At 27.8% G+C, this 15999-nt stretch carries 17 protein-coding genes; all 17 read right to left on the reverse strand.

Annotated elements, in window-relative coordinates; translation table 11 throughout:
- Positions 1 to 166 precede the first annotated feature (166 nt).
- The 17 genes from psyc5s11_RS25965 to psyc5s11_RS26045 all read right to left on the reverse strand — a co-directional run bounded on the left by psyc5s11_RS25965 (position 167) and on the right by psyc5s11_RS26045 (position 15985).
- Positions 167 to 1111, reverse strand: coding sequence for a transketolase family protein (locus psyc5s11_RS25965; protein WP_224035343.1), 945 nt, complete (start codon positions 1109 to 1111; stop codon positions 167 to 169).
- Positions 1111 to 1932: a transketolase gene (locus tag psyc5s11_RS25970; protein ID WP_224035344.1), complete on the reverse strand. Its 822-nt coding sequence runs from the start codon at positions 1930 to 1932 to the stop codon at positions 1111 to 1113. The genes psyc5s11_RS25965 and psyc5s11_RS25970 overlap by 1 nt, the downstream gene beginning before the upstream one ends.
- 218 nt (positions 1933 to 2150) lie before the next feature.
- Positions 2151 to 2504: a type II toxin-antitoxin system PemK/MazF family toxin gene (locus psyc5s11_RS25975; RefSeq protein WP_311196391.1), complete on the reverse strand. Its 354-nt coding sequence runs from the start codon at positions 2502 to 2504 to the stop codon at positions 2151 to 2153.
- A gap of 10 nt (positions 2505 to 2514) precedes the next feature.
- The gene (locus psyc5s11_RS25980; RefSeq protein ID WP_224035345.1) at positions 2515 to 2772 is read right to left on the reverse strand and encodes a hypothetical protein; all 258 of its coding nucleotides are present in this window, start codon (positions 2770 to 2772) and stop codon (positions 2515 to 2517) included.
- 218 nt (positions 2773 to 2990) lie between these two features.
- Entirely contained in the window at positions 2991 to 3620 is a 630-nt protein-coding gene (locus psyc5s11_RS25985; protein ID WP_224035346.1) for a germination lipoprotein GerS-related protein, read from the reverse strand.
- Positions 3621 to 3727: 107 nt separating this feature from the next.
- A complete protein-coding gene (locus tag psyc5s11_RS25990) occupies positions 3728 to 5236 on the reverse strand; it encodes an NAD(P)H-hydrate dehydratase (protein ID WP_224035347.1) in 1509 nt (502 codons plus the stop codon).
- Complete coding sequence (gene acpS, locus psyc5s11_RS25995) at positions 5236 to 5607, reverse strand: holo-ACP synthase (RefSeq protein WP_224035348.1); 372 nt, start codon at positions 5605 to 5607, stop codon at positions 5236 to 5238. The genes psyc5s11_RS25990 and acpS overlap by 1 nt, the downstream gene beginning before the upstream one ends.
- 72 nt (positions 5608 to 5679) lie before the next feature.
- Positions 5680 to 6012 carry a DUF6514 family protein gene (locus tag psyc5s11_RS26000; RefSeq protein ID WP_224035349.1) on the reverse strand — a complete coding sequence of 111 codons (333 nt, stop codon included), beginning with the start codon at positions 6010 to 6012 and terminating at the stop codon, positions 5680 to 5682.
- Positions 6013 to 6639: 627 nt separating this feature from the next.
- Positions 6640 to 6981 (reverse strand): single-stranded DNA-binding protein, encoded by a 342-nt coding sequence (locus psyc5s11_RS26005; protein WP_224035350.1) that lies wholly within the window; start codon positions 6979 to 6981, stop codon positions 6640 to 6642.
- A 124-nt stretch (positions 6982 to 7105) separates the two neighbouring features.
- Positions 7106 to 7963: a YihY/virulence factor BrkB family protein gene (locus psyc5s11_RS26010; protein ID WP_224035351.1), complete on the reverse strand. Its 858-nt coding sequence runs from the start codon at positions 7961 to 7963 to the stop codon at positions 7106 to 7108.
- 184 nt (positions 7964 to 8147) lie between these two features.
- Positions 8148 to 8381: a D-alanine--poly(phosphoribitol) ligase subunit 2 gene (gene dltC, locus psyc5s11_RS26015; protein ID WP_224035352.1), complete on the reverse strand. Its 234-nt coding sequence runs from the start codon at positions 8379 to 8381 to the stop codon at positions 8148 to 8150.
- A gap of 12 nt (positions 8382 to 8393) precedes the next feature.
- A complete protein-coding gene (gene dltB, locus psyc5s11_RS26020) occupies positions 8394 to 9539 on the reverse strand; it encodes a D-alanyl-lipoteichoic acid biosynthesis protein DltB (protein WP_224035353.1) in 1146 nt (381 codons plus the stop codon).
- Complete coding sequence (gene dltA / locus psyc5s11_RS26025) at positions 9536 to 11050, reverse strand: D-alanine--poly(phosphoribitol) ligase subunit DltA (RefSeq protein WP_224035354.1); 1515 nt, start codon at positions 11048 to 11050, stop codon at positions 9536 to 9538. The genes dltB and dltA overlap by 4 nt, the downstream gene beginning before the upstream one ends.
- A 130-nt stretch (positions 11051 to 11180) precedes the next feature.
- A complete protein-coding gene (dltD, locus tag psyc5s11_RS26030) occupies positions 11181 to 12365 on the reverse strand; it encodes a D-alanyl-lipoteichoic acid biosynthesis protein DltD (protein WP_224035355.1) in 1185 nt (394 codons plus the stop codon).
- Between the two features lie 433 nt (positions 12366 to 12798).
- Complete coding sequence (locus psyc5s11_RS26035) at positions 12799 to 14115, reverse strand: nucleotide sugar dehydrogenase (protein WP_224035356.1); 1317 nt, start codon at positions 14113 to 14115, stop codon at positions 12799 to 12801.
- Positions 14116 to 14143: 28 nt separating this feature from the next.
- Positions 14144 to 14722 carry an acyltransferase gene (locus psyc5s11_RS26040; protein WP_224035357.1) on the reverse strand — a complete coding sequence of 193 codons (579 nt, stop codon included), beginning with the start codon at positions 14720 to 14722 and terminating at the stop codon, positions 14144 to 14146.
- An 81-nt stretch (positions 14723 to 14803) separates the two neighbouring features.
- Positions 14804 to 15985, reverse strand: a complete 1182-nt coding sequence (locus tag psyc5s11_RS26045; protein ID WP_224035358.1) for a DegT/DnrJ/EryC1/StrS family aminotransferase — start codon at positions 15983 to 15985, stop codon at positions 14804 to 14806.
- Between the last annotated feature and the right edge of the window lie 14 nt (positions 15986 to 15999).

Raw genomic sequence — 15999 nt, forward strand, 5'->3', positions numbered from 1 at the left:
AAAGTGGCAACTCAATGTTGTTCAAATCCGCATTTGCTATATACCCATAAAAAAATACAGGATATTTCGCTATTTCATAAGCTTTATATCCTGTATTTTAATATACTATATTTGATTATCCTTAATCTTAAATTTATTTTACTTGTTAAATAAATTCAAGATTTAATTACTTCTTTAATGAAATAGCTTTTTTGCTATGCTCTACTATAGCTTCAACTGTCAACCCATAAACTTTTACTAGTTCATTTGGCTTCCCACTTTCACCAAAAGTATCTTTTATCCCAACCTTTAATACTGGAACTGGACATTCTTCTGTTACAACTTCAGCAACTGCTGAACCTAAACCACCGATAACACTATGTTCTTCCGCTGTAACTATTACTCCAGTTTCTTTCGCAGCTTTAATTAATAGATCTCTATCAATTGGTTTTATTGTATGTATATTTATTACTCTTGCATTAATTCCGTCCTTAGCTAATTCATCTTTAGCTTCTAATGCTAATTCAACCATCATTCCTGTTGCCACTATAGTAATATCATCACCTTGTGCTAATGTTACACCTTTTCCAATTTCAAATCTATAGTTTTCTGAATTATTTATAACACTAACTGGTAATCTTCCCAATCTCACATAACAAGGACCATTATATTCTGCCACTGCTAGTATTGCTGCTTCTGTTTCTATAGCATCTGCTGGATTAATTACTATCATATTCGGAATGCTTCTCATTAATGATATATCTTCAACTGATTGATGCGTCGCTCCATCTTCTCCAACTGTTAATCCTGCATGAGTTGCACAAACCTTAACATTTAGCTTTGGATAACATATTGAATTTCTAATTTGCTCAAAAGCTCTTCCAGCTGCAAACATTGCAAAAGTACTAGCAAATGGGATTTTCCCACAAGTTGAAAGACCTGCTGCAACTCCCATCATATTTGCTTCTGCTATTCCCATATTTATAAATCTTTCTGGTGAAACAGCTTTAAAGTCTGCTGTTTTAGTTGATTTTGATAAATCCGCATCAAGAACTACAACATTTTCATTTAAAGTTGAAAGTTTCACTAAAGCTTTACCATAAGCCTCTCTAGTTGCTATTTTATTTCCCATTAGTTTTCCCCTCCAATTTCCTTTAATGCTTGCTCACATTGTTCTTTACTTGGAGCAGTTCCATGCCATTCTGCTTTATTTTCCATAAATGAAACACCCTTACCTTTAATTGTGTTGCATATAATAGCAGTTGGTTTTCCTTTAAATTCCTTTGCCTTTGCAATTGCATTTATAATTTCATCATAATCATGACCATTAATTTTTAAAACATTCCAACCAAAAGCTTCAAATTTCTTATCTATTGGCCCTGGATTCATTACGTCTTCTACATTTCCATCTATTTGCAATCCATTATTATCTATAAATGCAGTTAAATTATCTAGTTTATAATGAGCTGCTGACATTGATGCTTCCCAAACTTGACCTTCTTCAAGCTCACCATCACCTAGAATTGTATATACTCTATAATCTTTTTTATCAAGTTTTCCTGCTATTGCCATTCCTACTGCTGCAGAAATTCCTTGTCCGAGTGACCCTGTAGACATATCAATTCCTGGTAAATCATTCATATTAGGATGACCTTGTAATCTTGATCCAACTTGTCTTAATGTTTTTAATTCGTCTACTTTAAAGTATCCTTTTCTAGCTAAAGCACTATATAATGCGGGTGCTGCATGCCCCTTAGATAAAACAAATCTATCTCTATCTGGATCATTTAATTTAGATGTATCTATATTCATTTCTTTAAAAAATAATACTGCCATAATATCAGCTATTGATAAAGATCCGCCCGGATGACCTGATGCTGATTCTGTAAGCATAGATACTATATCTTTTCTTATTAGCTTTGAAACTTCTTCAAGTTTGTATTCTTTATTCATTATAAAACCCCCTATTATCTTCTCATTTATACCCGCAAGGGGTACATATTAGTATGTTTCATTTTTAACATTTTTATTCTAACATAGAAGATGTTATTTGTATACCCTATTTACTAATGTGGTATACTTTTGTTGTTTTTTCGTTCTATATATAGTGATTAATACCACAAAAAGAGTAGCATAAATATTGTTTTATTTATACTACCCTATAATAATTGTTAATTTAAATTTAAGCTAACTAATAATGCCTTATCAACCTTTTTCATGTCTGCTTCAGTCATATGTCCAATTTTTTCTTTTAACCTTCTCTTATCTAATGTTCTTATTTGTTCTAATAAGACAACGGAATCTCTATTTAACCCATATTCCTCTGAAGAAATCTCAACATGAATAGGTAATTTAGCTTTATTTATTTGAGATGTTATTGCCGCCACAATAACAGTAGGACTATATCTATTCCCGATATCATTTTGTATTATAATAACAGGTCTTATTCCACCCTGCTCAGATCCTATGACTGGACTTAAATCCGCATAGAAAATTTCCCCTCTTTTTACCACAATGTTTGCCATTTTTTAATAATCACACTCCGCAAATCCATGCCTCATACCCATTAACATCATCTAACATATATTCAAAACCCAACTTAGAATATTCTAGATTTATTTCAGCCATCTCTTGATAACCATTTTTCATTATATTTTCAAAATCAGCTGAAAATCCTTCGTTAATATATTGTATTAACAATTTCTCCATAATTCCACTACTTTTTTTAATTTTATTATTTTCTATATCGCTAATTTTCTTATTCTTAATATTGTTTAGTTTAATTATTGACATGTTTTCGCCTCCATAGTAGTAAAAAGTTCTTTCTTACTATGATTATATTGCAAATTATGTCAATTTGTCAAAGGATTTGTCTTCCTTATTTGCCACTTATGATATAATTATTTGTTTTTATTATTTTTTTCAAAACTTATGTATTTACATAAATATATGTGTATATCTTTTTTCAATGTTAATGTTGGCTTGATTTCAATTTATTGACCATGTTTTATTTAAAATAAATTATCATTTAAAAATTTTTCCTTTTTAAAATCTTTGTAAAATATTATAATTCTTTCTTTATTGCTATCATCTAAAATCTTCAATAAAACTGGAACTTTTTTATTTTTATCTACATATAATTCCGCCTTATTTAAATGTTTGTTTTTACCACTATACTTCATATCTACTTGTAAATAAACGCCTTGACCCCAATCAGCCTTAACTTCTTTGATATCACCGTCCTGTGGATTTGATAAAACATTTTCTATAAATGCTAATGGATAGATTATATCTATATTTTTATCTAAAATGTATTCATCAGTTGCATTTTCCTCCACTTTAATCTCTTCACCTTTATAAACCTTAACTCGATTATATCCATTCTTAAATTCTATTCTTGATCCTTTATCAAAACTATAATACTGTATTGTGCTTTCCTTAAATTGTGATTTTGAATTTTTAAATACATATTCAACTTTACTACTATAGCATTTTGTATTTTTCAATTCATTTATTATATCTTGATTGGAAGGTATAATTACATTCCTACATACTATAATTAATAAGATTATAAATATCGGAATAAAAACTGAGATTCCTATTATTAATTTTTTGTTAACTAAACTTTTTTTCAAATTCATAAGTCCTCCAAAGATTTATTACTATGTACTACTATTTATGAAAATCTTCAGACTTTTATTCTTAATTAACGGAGATGAAAGCAAATAAGAAGTTAACTATGTTTTTACTATACTAAATTAATAATATTGTTAATTTCTTTAGGCAATTCATTTATAATATCCCTTGCATTTACTATGTAAGCTTGTTCCCCTAATTTATCAGCTATCTTTCCATGAACATAAGCCCCTAAAAGAGCTGCTTTCTCTAAATTAATACCTTGTGAAATAAATGCATTTATTATTCCTGTTAATGCATCTCCCATACCACCTGATGCCATTTTACTGTTTCCTGTTGGATTTATATAAGTATCTTTCCCATTTGAAATTACAGTATTATATCCCTTTAATAAAACAACTATTCCATATTTCTTTGCAACTTCTCTTGTTATATTAATTCTATCATTTTCCACTTCTTCAATAGTTATTCCTAAAAACCTTGCCATTTCACCTAAATGTGGTGTAATAATTGCTCTGCCTTTTAAATTATCTAGAAAAGACTTATTTTCCCCGATTAAAGTTATTCCATCTGCATCAATTACAACTGGGCATCTACTATTATTTATAACTTTCTCTAATAATTTTCCTTCTCTCTGCCCTGTTCCAATCCCAGGTCCAAAAGCAATAGAACTCGCACCCTTTATAAGCTCTATTGCATTATTATCCCAAGTCAAAGTCATAGCTTCTACAAATCTGTTTGATAGTGCTGTTTGCACCTCTTCATTACATATCAATGTAGTTAATCCTGCACCTGCTCTAACTGTGCATTCCGTAGTTATAAAAGCTGCCCCTGTAAATCCCATTCTCCCTGCTACAACTAACGCTCTACCATAACTTCCTTTATGACCATAAACCTGTCTTTTAGAAAGTAATTGTTTATATTGCTGTTTTTCTAAAATATGAAAATTTCCTGAATTCATTTTTTTAATCTGTTCTGGTATACCTATTTTTAATATCTTCATATTTCCAATGCAATTAATTGCTTTATAATTTAAAAAACCTTGTTTAATAACCTCAAATGTATAAGTAATATGAGCATGTACCGCAATTCCCATCTCAATTCCTAAATCACAATCCAAACCTGACGGAACATCAATTGATACTATAAACTTTCCATAAAAATTTACACTTTCTATAACGCTCTTAAATATTCCGGTTAAATTTTTATTGAGCCCAACACCAAAAATTCCATCCACTACTACATCATGGTTTTTAATATCATTAACTATATGCTCATCTATATCATTTTCTGATTTTATAAACAAAAGTTCTCTTTTATCAATTAATTTTTCTAATATATTAAAATTAGTCTTAAAATCATCTGTATAATTTTCATCTTTACTTATAATATAAACCTTTACTTTTTTTCCTTCTAATATTAGATGTCTACATAATGCTAGGGCGTCCCCTCCATTATTACCTTTTCCACATAATATTAAAAATGACTCCCCTTTATTCACCACTTCTTTGAATATAGCTATTGCAGCATTTTCCATAAGTATAAGTCCTGGAATTCCAATTTTATCAATAGCATATCTATCCATTTCTTTGCATTGATTAGCTGAAAAAACCTCAATCATTATATTACCTCCACCACTGCATAAGCTATTGCATTTTCTTTACTATGTGAAATACTAACATATATATTAAATTCTTTTATCTCCAATAATTCATAAATCTTACAGCTCAAATTCACAACAGGCTTTCCGAGTTTATCTCTGATCACTTCAATATCTTTTAATCCAAATCCTCTAAATCCTGTTCCTAGTGCTTTACTAATTGCTTCTTTAGCTGCAAAATTTCCAGCTATTACATTACCTTTTAGTCCCTTTGATTTGAAATATTCAATTTCATTATTCGTAAATGACTTTTCAATAAAACTACTTGTTCTCATCATTATCTTTTCTATTCTATGGATTTCTATTATATCCGTCCCAATTCCAATAATCATAATTTATCGCCTCTCTTAGTAATATATTACCACATACTAGCGTAAATATTTAATTATTGATATTATTTCATGCTAATTTATAGCTTGTTCTTGTTTTATTGCCATATCAAATTCATAAGCATGTTCATCTGCATAACTTCCTATAATATCAATTAAATGAATAGGCGAGACTTGATTATTATATAAATTCATAATTAGTTGTTTTACCTTATATCTATGAGGTGAAATTATGTCTATACTTCTTCTCTCTAAATTTATATTTTTTAAACCCACATAATCTTTTCTTTCAATTTCAATTCCATATGCCATTATTCCTCTATACTCTTTTTTTATAAGTCTGTACACATACCTAAACTCCACATCATCATCCCTATTAATAGATGTGTATTCCTCAACTAAATTCATACCCACTCACTCCTTAATTAGCAATTCTTATTCTCATACTTATATTATCATATAATATGTTAATATATTGTCAAAGCCTGTCCGTTATCCTAAAATTCATATTTTTTTTATTGACAATAAAACTTCTCACTTTAGCTTTTACAACATATAGATTCTTCAAAACCTTATAATTACAATTTCATTTGTCGAAATTTGATTAACATAAGTTTTCTAACTATCAATGTAAACATTATTTCTAAGTCTATCTTACTTTTTTATTTTAACAATATAATTATATTGTTAAAATAAAAAAAGAGCTAAAATAGCTCTTTTTTTATCTCATAATCTCTTTTCGTTTAACCATAATTGAAAAATAACGTTTAGATATCGTTTACACCTTTAGTATAACATACCCTCTACTAAATACAATACTTTTTTTATAAATAAATTATTATTTTCTATTATTTTTTATTATAATCTATAAATTAGGGTTACAATAATTATTTTCATATTTTCTTTATATTATTTAATACTATTAAATGAAAATAAATAGTATGATTTAATATGCATTAACCATACTATTTATTTTATATTAATATATCTTTTATTATATATTAAATCAGTTTATTCAAATTCAAATTATTATCTCTACAAAGCCTGTGTTTCAGCTTTCTTGTTCTCAAGAAATTTAAAATCCTCTGCCACAACTTCTGCTATATATTTTTTGTTTCCATCCTTATCTTCATAGCTACCTGTTCTAAGTCTTCCACTTAACGTTATAAGACTTCCTTTTTTCATATACTTTACTATAGCCTCGGCTTTTTTACCCCAAGCTACAATTTGTATAAAGTCCGCTTCTCTAATTCCATTAGGTAATTTAAAGTTTCTCTGTACAGCAATTGTAAATTTAGTATAAACTTTATCACTATTTTCAGTGTGCCTTAGTTCAGGGTCTTTAACTAATGTTCCTAATAATATTATTTTATTCATTTCTTACCTCCTGAATATTTGTTCTTTAAATTTATATCCACTTCACAAATTTGTATTCATTAAAAATAAAACTTTTTAATGAAAAATGCACAATTAAAGATAAATTCCTTAATTGTGCATTTAATTATAATCTACTAACATTAGTTTTATTTTTAACTTCTGATGTAACAAAATTTATTTCTACGCCTAAAATAATTATAATTGATATAAGAAATAACCAAGTCATAAGTATAAATACAGCCCCAAGACTTCCATAAAATCTAGAATAATTGTTGAAATTATCAATATAAAATGAGAATCCAAAAGATACTAATATCCAACCTATTGTGCTGAATATAGAACCTGGAATAACTTCTTTCCATTTAAGTTTTTTAGCTGGAGCGAGTTTATAAATGCTTGCAAATATGAATATCATAATAATAAATATAAATGCATATCGAAATATATTCCAAATAATAAGTATCATCTTATATAATTGATTCGAATTTTTTATATATTCGCCTATTACATTGCCAAATACCAGCATTGCTAAAGATAGTATAATAGTTAATGCTAATGCCAATATTCCTAACATAGAAATAATTGAAATTTTAATAAAAGATCTATTTTCTTTAAAGTTATAAGCCTTGTTAACACTTTTAATTATAGCTTTAAATGCAGATGATGCTGTCCATATCATTAATAATATAGATAATCCTAATAATCCTGTATATTGATTATCTGATACCTCCTTTACTGTGGACTGTGTTAATTCCAATATTGTTTTAGGTAAAACAACACTTAATCCCTCTAATATATCAGAGGAACTTAAATTACTGAACCCAACCAATGTCATTAAAAACAACATAAATGGGAAAAATGATAACACTAAGTAATATGCTAATTGAGAAGCTAATGCAAATACATCATCCTTCTCAATTTTAGCGATAAGATGTATCAATAAGTCTATTTTATTTCTTAATTTAAAATTTATTTTGCTCATTTAATCACCAAGTCCTGTTTACATATTTTATATACATATATATTTAAATTTGATATATTGTATAACATTTATTTTACTCTATTTTGGCTAATTATATGTAATCTTAAATATAATAAAAGTGGTTACCCTAAAAATTTGAAGGTAACCACTTTAAAAACATATTAAATAAGTATATTGTATTTTATTAATTTAGTTTACTATTTAAAAATTCAACTAAATTATTTACTGTTGCCATATCATTCTTTTCTAAGTCTGTTGGTTGTAATCTCAATCCAAAGACTTCTTCAATCTTTAATAGTACTTCTATAATTCCTAATGAATCGAGTAATCCAGCTTCAAATAAGTCTGCATCCTTTTCCTCTAAAATATCATCATTACCTGTAACTTCAATTAATATGTTTAATACTTTTTCTTCCATTAAATTTGCCTCCTACTTACTATATAAATATCCTGAAAATAATAATAAACCAAAACATGCTATATGAAATGTGATTACTATCTGAATATATTGAAACCATTTTTGTTTTTTATGAGTTTTATAAAATTTCGATTTTCGTTGATATATATCTGTACCTACCAATGCTAATCCTTGATAAAGTCCATATATAATATAATACCATTTTAAATCATGCCATGCTCCCATAATAAGCATTGTTAATAATTGCCCTACATTAGACGCAATAAATCTATTTTTAAATCTCTTATTTCTCATGCTATTTAATACAAACCTTGAATATATATAATCCCCAAACCACTTTGACAATGATATGTGCCATCTAGTCCAAAATTCTTTCATATCTTTACTTAAAAATGGCTTATTAAAGTTCTCTGGCACTTTTATACCTAAAATATAGCTTGTTCCAACTGCAAATGCAGTATATCCTGCAAAATCAAAAAACAGGTATAAGCTATATGCATACATATAATTCAAAGAATTTATAAAGGTTATATCAGTAGGAATCTTGCTCATCCACAATGCACTAACTAAATTAGCTATGATAAATTTATATACTATTCCTCTAATTATACGTTTTATACCTAGATTCAAATAATCATCTATATACTCTTTTCTGCCTATATTTTTTTCTAAATCATCTTCAAATCTTCTTGATCTATCTATTGGTCCACAAGACAAAGTCGGAAAAAACAAAAAGAAATATAATGTTTTCAAAATATTTACATCCTTAATAGCTCCATCATATATTTCAATAATCATTTGTATAGCTTTAAAATTAAGATACGAAAGACCTATAAATCCTATACTTCTTTCACTTGTTATAGCACTTATTTTAAAAATAATTACTGGTAACATAGAACAAATCAAAGCAAAATAATATAAGTATTTATTATCTGTCTTTTTTCTTAAGATAAAATATCCTTTAATTAATATAATTTCTGCTAATAGAAACAATGGAAATATTTTTCCTATTCCCATAATTGCTATTACCATTAATATTGATAAGAAAGCACCATAATATTTAATCTGTTTTTCTAATAATCCTAAAATAATAGCTGGTATTAAAGCAATCATTAATACATATAAATAAAAATAATCTCCATATTGAATTAACGTCATTTTAATTCCTCCATAAGTTTCTTTCTGTCAATTTTACCATTGGTGTTTAATGGAAACTCATTCAAGATTTTTATATTTCTAGGAATCATATATGACGGTATTAATTTTTTCAATTCATTTTTTATTAATGTTGAATTTTTTAAATTTGACAATTCATTGTTATTATTAAGAACTACAAATGCTATTAAGTGTGATATTTTATCTTCTTCACCAAAAACCGGGAATACCACTGTATTATTTATATTTTCTACTTTTCTTAAATTATTTTCTATGTCTTCAATTTCAATTCTAAAACCATTTAATTTTATTTGAAAATCTTTTCTACCACAATAATATATTATACCATTTTCATAGTAAGCTAAATCCCCAGTTTTATATCCTTGTTTAACTTCTGAAGTTTCAAAGAATACTTTGTTTGTCATTTCAGAATTATTCAAATATCCTATGCTTACACTATCTCCTATGACAATAAGCTCACCTTTTTCTCCATCTTTTAATTTGTTTCCTTGTCCATCAACTATATTCAACTCACAATTATTAATTGGATATCCTATAGGTATTCCCTTTTCACATTCTATTATGTCTTCATTAATATTTATTGCTGAAATTAAAACAGTTGCTTCTGTTGGTCCATAACCATTAATAACTTTAGCATTAGGGAATCTATTCATTAAATTTTTAACTAATTTCTTTGTTAATACTTCTCCTGCAAATATAAATTCTGATAATTTATCTATTTTTTCATTATTAAAATCATCAAATTTGCTACAGATTTCTGCTAGTGCTGGAGTTGATACCCAGTAATCTATATTAGAACTTGTTAACTCAGTAAATAGTAATTTTAAATCTTCTAAAGTCTCCTTGTTTAAAGTAAATAAAGTCTTTCCATTACCTAATCCCATATATATAGGAATTACCGATACATCAAAAGAATATGAAACTTGATTTAAAATTATCTTTGGACTTTCATCAAATTCAAGGAATTCTTCAAACCACTTAGTAAATGAATCAATATTTCTCTTATTTATTTGCACGCCCTTTGGCTTTCCTGTACTTCCAGATGTAAACAATATATAGCAATTATCTTCATCTTTTACCCACTTGTCCTTAGATGGCACTTCATTTATAGGCATATTTATAATATCATCTACTTCATTTTGCTTTATTTCTAATTCATACTTTAAATCTAGCGAATCATTGGTGAAGTTAAATATAACTCTAGGTTTTACTTCATCTATTATTTGATTTATTCTAGCTTCTGGAAATGTGACGTCTAGTGGCACATATGCTCTGCCAGATTTCAAAGCTCCAATCATTACTGGTAAAATATTATTTTCCTTATTACCATAAATAATAATTGGTCTTCTATCCTCTTTAAATTCCTTTAATAAATACATGGCTATTTTATCTGAATATTCTTTTAGCTGTTTATATGTCAATTGCTTGTCCAAGCATCTAACCGCTACTCGACTAGTTTCTGAAAACTTATCTATACTCTCTAATAATTTCATGATATCATCCCTCTAATACTACTAAAATTGACTATATACAAATGGCAAATCTGATGCTGAATAAAAGAAATACACTATTAATGCCGAAATTAATATACCTGTTAAAAATATTCCTCTATTTAAATCTTTATTACTTATTAAAATGTTTATAAATTTCTTCACTTGCTTTAAGCCACCCTTCTTTTCCTAAATGCATTGGATCTATTAAAAAATATTTTTTATAATCATATTCATGTAAATCAAGAACTTCTAAACTATTATCATTTGCTATTTTTTTAACTTTTTCATAATATTCATCTCTTTTATCTTTACTAAGTTGTAAATAATCATAATACCAGCCATTAACTGGTGGTAAAATAATATATGGTTCTATATTAAGATCTTTGCAAACACTTAAGAAAAACTTATAATCATCCATTTCTTTTGATTGAATAAGATTTTCTGACTTTAACTCACCCTTGTGCTTGTCAATTTCACCTTTTAAGTTCTGGTTATAATATTTATCGTCTAAGTTAAATTGGTTTGTAGCCACTATCTGTTCATTTTCTTTTTCAATTTGGACATATTCATCATCCCAATTAACATCTTTTAATGTTTCTTGACTACTTTTATTAGGCAAGTCTTTAACTTCCTGATAAAGTAATGCTTTATCCTGAATATCTAACAAATATTGCTTTACTTCGTAATATGGCTTAAATGCTAATTTTTCAAAATTTGCAATTTTGCTTGAATCTAAATAAAGTTTAGCATAAAAAGCTTCTGCTGGATATTTTTTATCCTTTGTCAAAAATTTGTATATTCTTTCAGCGTAATATTTTTTATTTTCTTCACTTATCCTTGGATTGTTTAAAAATTTATAAAATTGAACATCTGAAAAGTTAACAACAAAATTATATGGTTCTTCTACTTTCCAATCTTCAAACCATTGAATTGAAAGAATAAATGCTACTTTTTGTTTATCTTTTATATCTCCTGCACCTAAATAAGTAGCCTGTTGTAAACTTTGCGCATATGCTCTTCCAAAGCAACTAATATTGTATTCTGCTCCTTTAAAAGGAAATAATTTCAGTGGATTTTGTGGCACATCTATCCCCATTTCAGATGACCCAAGTAAAAATAAATCTCCTTCATCTGATAATATTTTTTTATCCAACACATTTTTATCTTTAATGGTATCTGGATATTTTCGCCCCATTAAATTAATGTTTTTTTCTTTAGTCAATGTTTCTATTTTTTTATCCAATAATGAATTAATTCCGATTGTAGTCATTATTGCAATCAATATTGGTATTAATAAACTGATTATCTTCTTCATTACGTAACAACCTCTTTGTCGTTCAATTATTAATATATATTCCTAAAATCCTTTAGAAAATCAGGTGACTATCACCTGTTTGGGTTTAGATTATTTTTCACAACATGTATATTAGAATAAAACATTCTATAATCATAATATTATTCATTCTTATTTGTGTCAATATAACAAATCTATATATTGGAAAATATCATAATTTTGTAACAGTTCATAATCCTTTTATTACCTTATTATATAAAAAGGCATATTCCTAAATTAAAAAAATTTACGAATACACCTATTTTAATATGAAATTAAACTCATATACCGTTCGCTAAGTAAGTTTAAGATTTAAAACGGATAAGGAATAAGGATGTTAATCAGCAAATCTGGTTAACTAAGTTCGAAGAGCAAAATCATAGATTTTGATTCTCACTTATCTCACCTATCTCACTTATAATTTATAAATCTTTTCTCTATTATTAACTACATTCTTAGTTGCATTTCTTGTATCATATACGACTTTAGCCCTAGCCACAATTGTTTCATAATCATAGCAACTATGATTTGTTGTTATGATGACAATATCAGAATCATCTATAACTTCTGTCCAATCTACTGAATTATATGTCTTACCTTTGTATTTAGATATTGGACAATATGGATCATTTATCATAAGGTCCGCACCATTCTTTTCTAATAACTCTATTACCTTAAATGCTGGCGATTCTCTATAATCATCAATATCATTTTTATATGCAACACCTAATAAAAGAACTTTAGCTCCATTTAATGCTTTCTTATTCTTATTTAAAATCTTCATTACATTATCCAATACAAAATCAGGCATTGAATCATTGATTTCACCTGATGTTTCAATTAACCTTGTATGATAATCATATTCTTTTGCTTTCCATTCTAAATAAAATGGATCAAGTGGTATACAATGTCCACCTAGACCTGGACCTGGATAAAATGGCATGAAACCATATGGTTTAGTTTTAGCTGCATCTATAACTTCCCATACATCAATTCCCATTCTGTTACATAAAATAGCCATTTCATTAGCTAATGCAATATTTATATTTCTGAAAGTATTTTCTAATATCTTTTCCATTTCAGCTACAGCGGGACATGATACTGTGTGTATATCGCCTTCTAATATATTTCTATATAATGCTGCTGCAACTTCAGTACATTCATCACTACATCCTCCAACAACCTTTGGAGTATTTTTAGTGTTAAAGTCTTTATTACCTGGATCAACTCTTTCTGGTGAAAAAGCTAAGAAAAAATCTTCTCCACATTTAAGACCACTTTCCTCTAGAATTGGCTTAAGAATTTCCTCTGTTGTTCCTGGATATGTAGTGCTTTCAAGAATAACAAGCATACCTTTATGTAAATATTCTGCAACACTTCTTGTTGAATCTACAACGTATGATAAATCTGGTTGCTTATATAAATCCAACGGAGTTGGTACACAAATACAAATTGTATCTACATCTTTAACAAAACTAAAATCTGTAGTAGCTTTTAAAAGCTTTGCTTCCACTATCTCTTTTAGGTTTTGATCTACTACATCACCTATATAATTTTTTCCTTCATTAACCATATTAACTTTTTCTTCTTGAACATCAAATCCAATAGTTTGGTATCCAGCATTAGCCTTTTCTACAGCTAATGGTAATCCAACATAACCAAGTCCAACCACACCAACTTTTGCGGTTTTATTATTTATCTTATCTAATAATTGTTGTTTTAATACTGACATGCTATACCTCCAATTTTTCAGTTAAGAGTTAATTCTTAACTGGACTAACTTTTTCTTTATCTTTAATATATTTTTCCCCACAAGCAGTACAAGTTGCATGCTCATCTTTAAATCTTAACTTTTCTCCACATTTACATACATATCCCAGCATGCTTGCTGGATTTCCTACAACTAAAGCATAATCAGGTATATGCTTAGTAACCACTGCACCAGCACCTACTAATGCATATTTGCCTATATTGTGTCCACATACAATTGTTACATTTGCACCTATAGATGCACCCTTGCCAATTATGGTATCTTTATATTCAGTCTTTCTTTCAATAAAACTTCTTGGGTTAACTACATTTGTAAATACACAAGATGGTCCTAAAAATACATCATCCTCACAAATAACACCTGTATAAACAGATACATTATTTTGTATTTTCACTCCATTCCCAAGTTTGACTCCTGGTGATATAACAACATTCTGACCTATATTGCACTTTTCCCCAATTTCACAATTACTCATAATGTGAGAAAAATGCCATATCTTTGTTTCATCACCTATTTTAACATTGTCATCTACATAACTGGACTCGTGTACAAAATAATTATTATCCATAAATTAATCCTTTCATACTCATATGTATTTTTATTAATTATCACTTTAACTTTATTAAAATATTCGCTTCCAAAACTTAATTTATGCTTGTATACTTTCAATTATATAATTTATTTCTTGTTCTGTTAATTCCGGATAAACTGGTATTGCAAAAGTTCTATGTGATAGATATTCTGCAACTGGCATATCGCCTTCTTTATATCCAAGATCCTTATATACTTTTTGTAGGTGTAGTGGAACTGGATAATATACGCCTGTCGCCACACCCTTTTCTTTAAGTTTATTTAACATGTCTTCCCTATTTTCACATTGTAATACATATTGATGATAAACTGTTTCATTTTCTTCATCAATAATAGGAACTACTACATTTGAATTTTTTAATTTTTTATCATATATTTTAGCGATTTCTCTTCTTCTACTATTCCATTTATCTAAATGCGGCAATTTAACTCTTAAAATTGCTGCTTGAATTGCATCTAATCTTGAATTAACTCCAATTAAATAATTATAATATTTTAACGGATTATATACCGTATCATCTCCGCCTTTAAATGTTTCTATTTCTTCTGTTATGTTATTTAATAAATTATAAGCCTTTTGACCAGTTTCTCCACTTCCATGAGTTCTTATTGCTCTGGCTATAGTTGCTATATTGTCATCAGAAGTTACTATCATTCCACCGTCACCAGCACATGAAAGATTCTTTGTTGGGAAAAATGAGAAACAAGCTACATCACTTAATGCTCCTATCATTTTTTCTTTATACTTAGAACCTACTGCTTGACAAGCATCTTCAATAACTTTTAAATTATACTTTTTTGCTATTTTATTTATTTCATCCATCCTAGCACTTTGGCCGAAAATATGAACTGGTATAATAGCTTTTGTCTTTTTAGTTATTTTTTCTTCTATCTTACTTGGATCTATATTAAATGTTTCTTTTTCTACATCAACAAAAACAGGTATTGCACCAACCGCTGAAATTACTTCTGCTGAAGCGAAATAAGTAAATGGTGAAGTTATTACTTCATCTCCAGTTCCTATTCCTAAAGATCTTAATGCAATAACTAATGCATCAGTTCCATTCCCTACTGATATTGCATGCTTAACTCCTATATATTCTGCAAATTCCTTTTCGAATTCTATTACATTCTTACCCATAATATAACTTGCAGAAGAAAGTACCTCTTTAGTTACTCTATCTAAATCTTCTGAAATAGACTTATATTGAGCTTTTAAATCAATTAATGGAATATTCATTTTCCTCGCTCCTT

It is taken from the genome of Clostridium gelidum, assembly GCF_019977655.1.
GTDB classification, from domain to species: Bacteria; Bacillota; Clostridia; order Clostridiales; family Clostridiaceae; genus Clostridium; species Clostridium gelidum.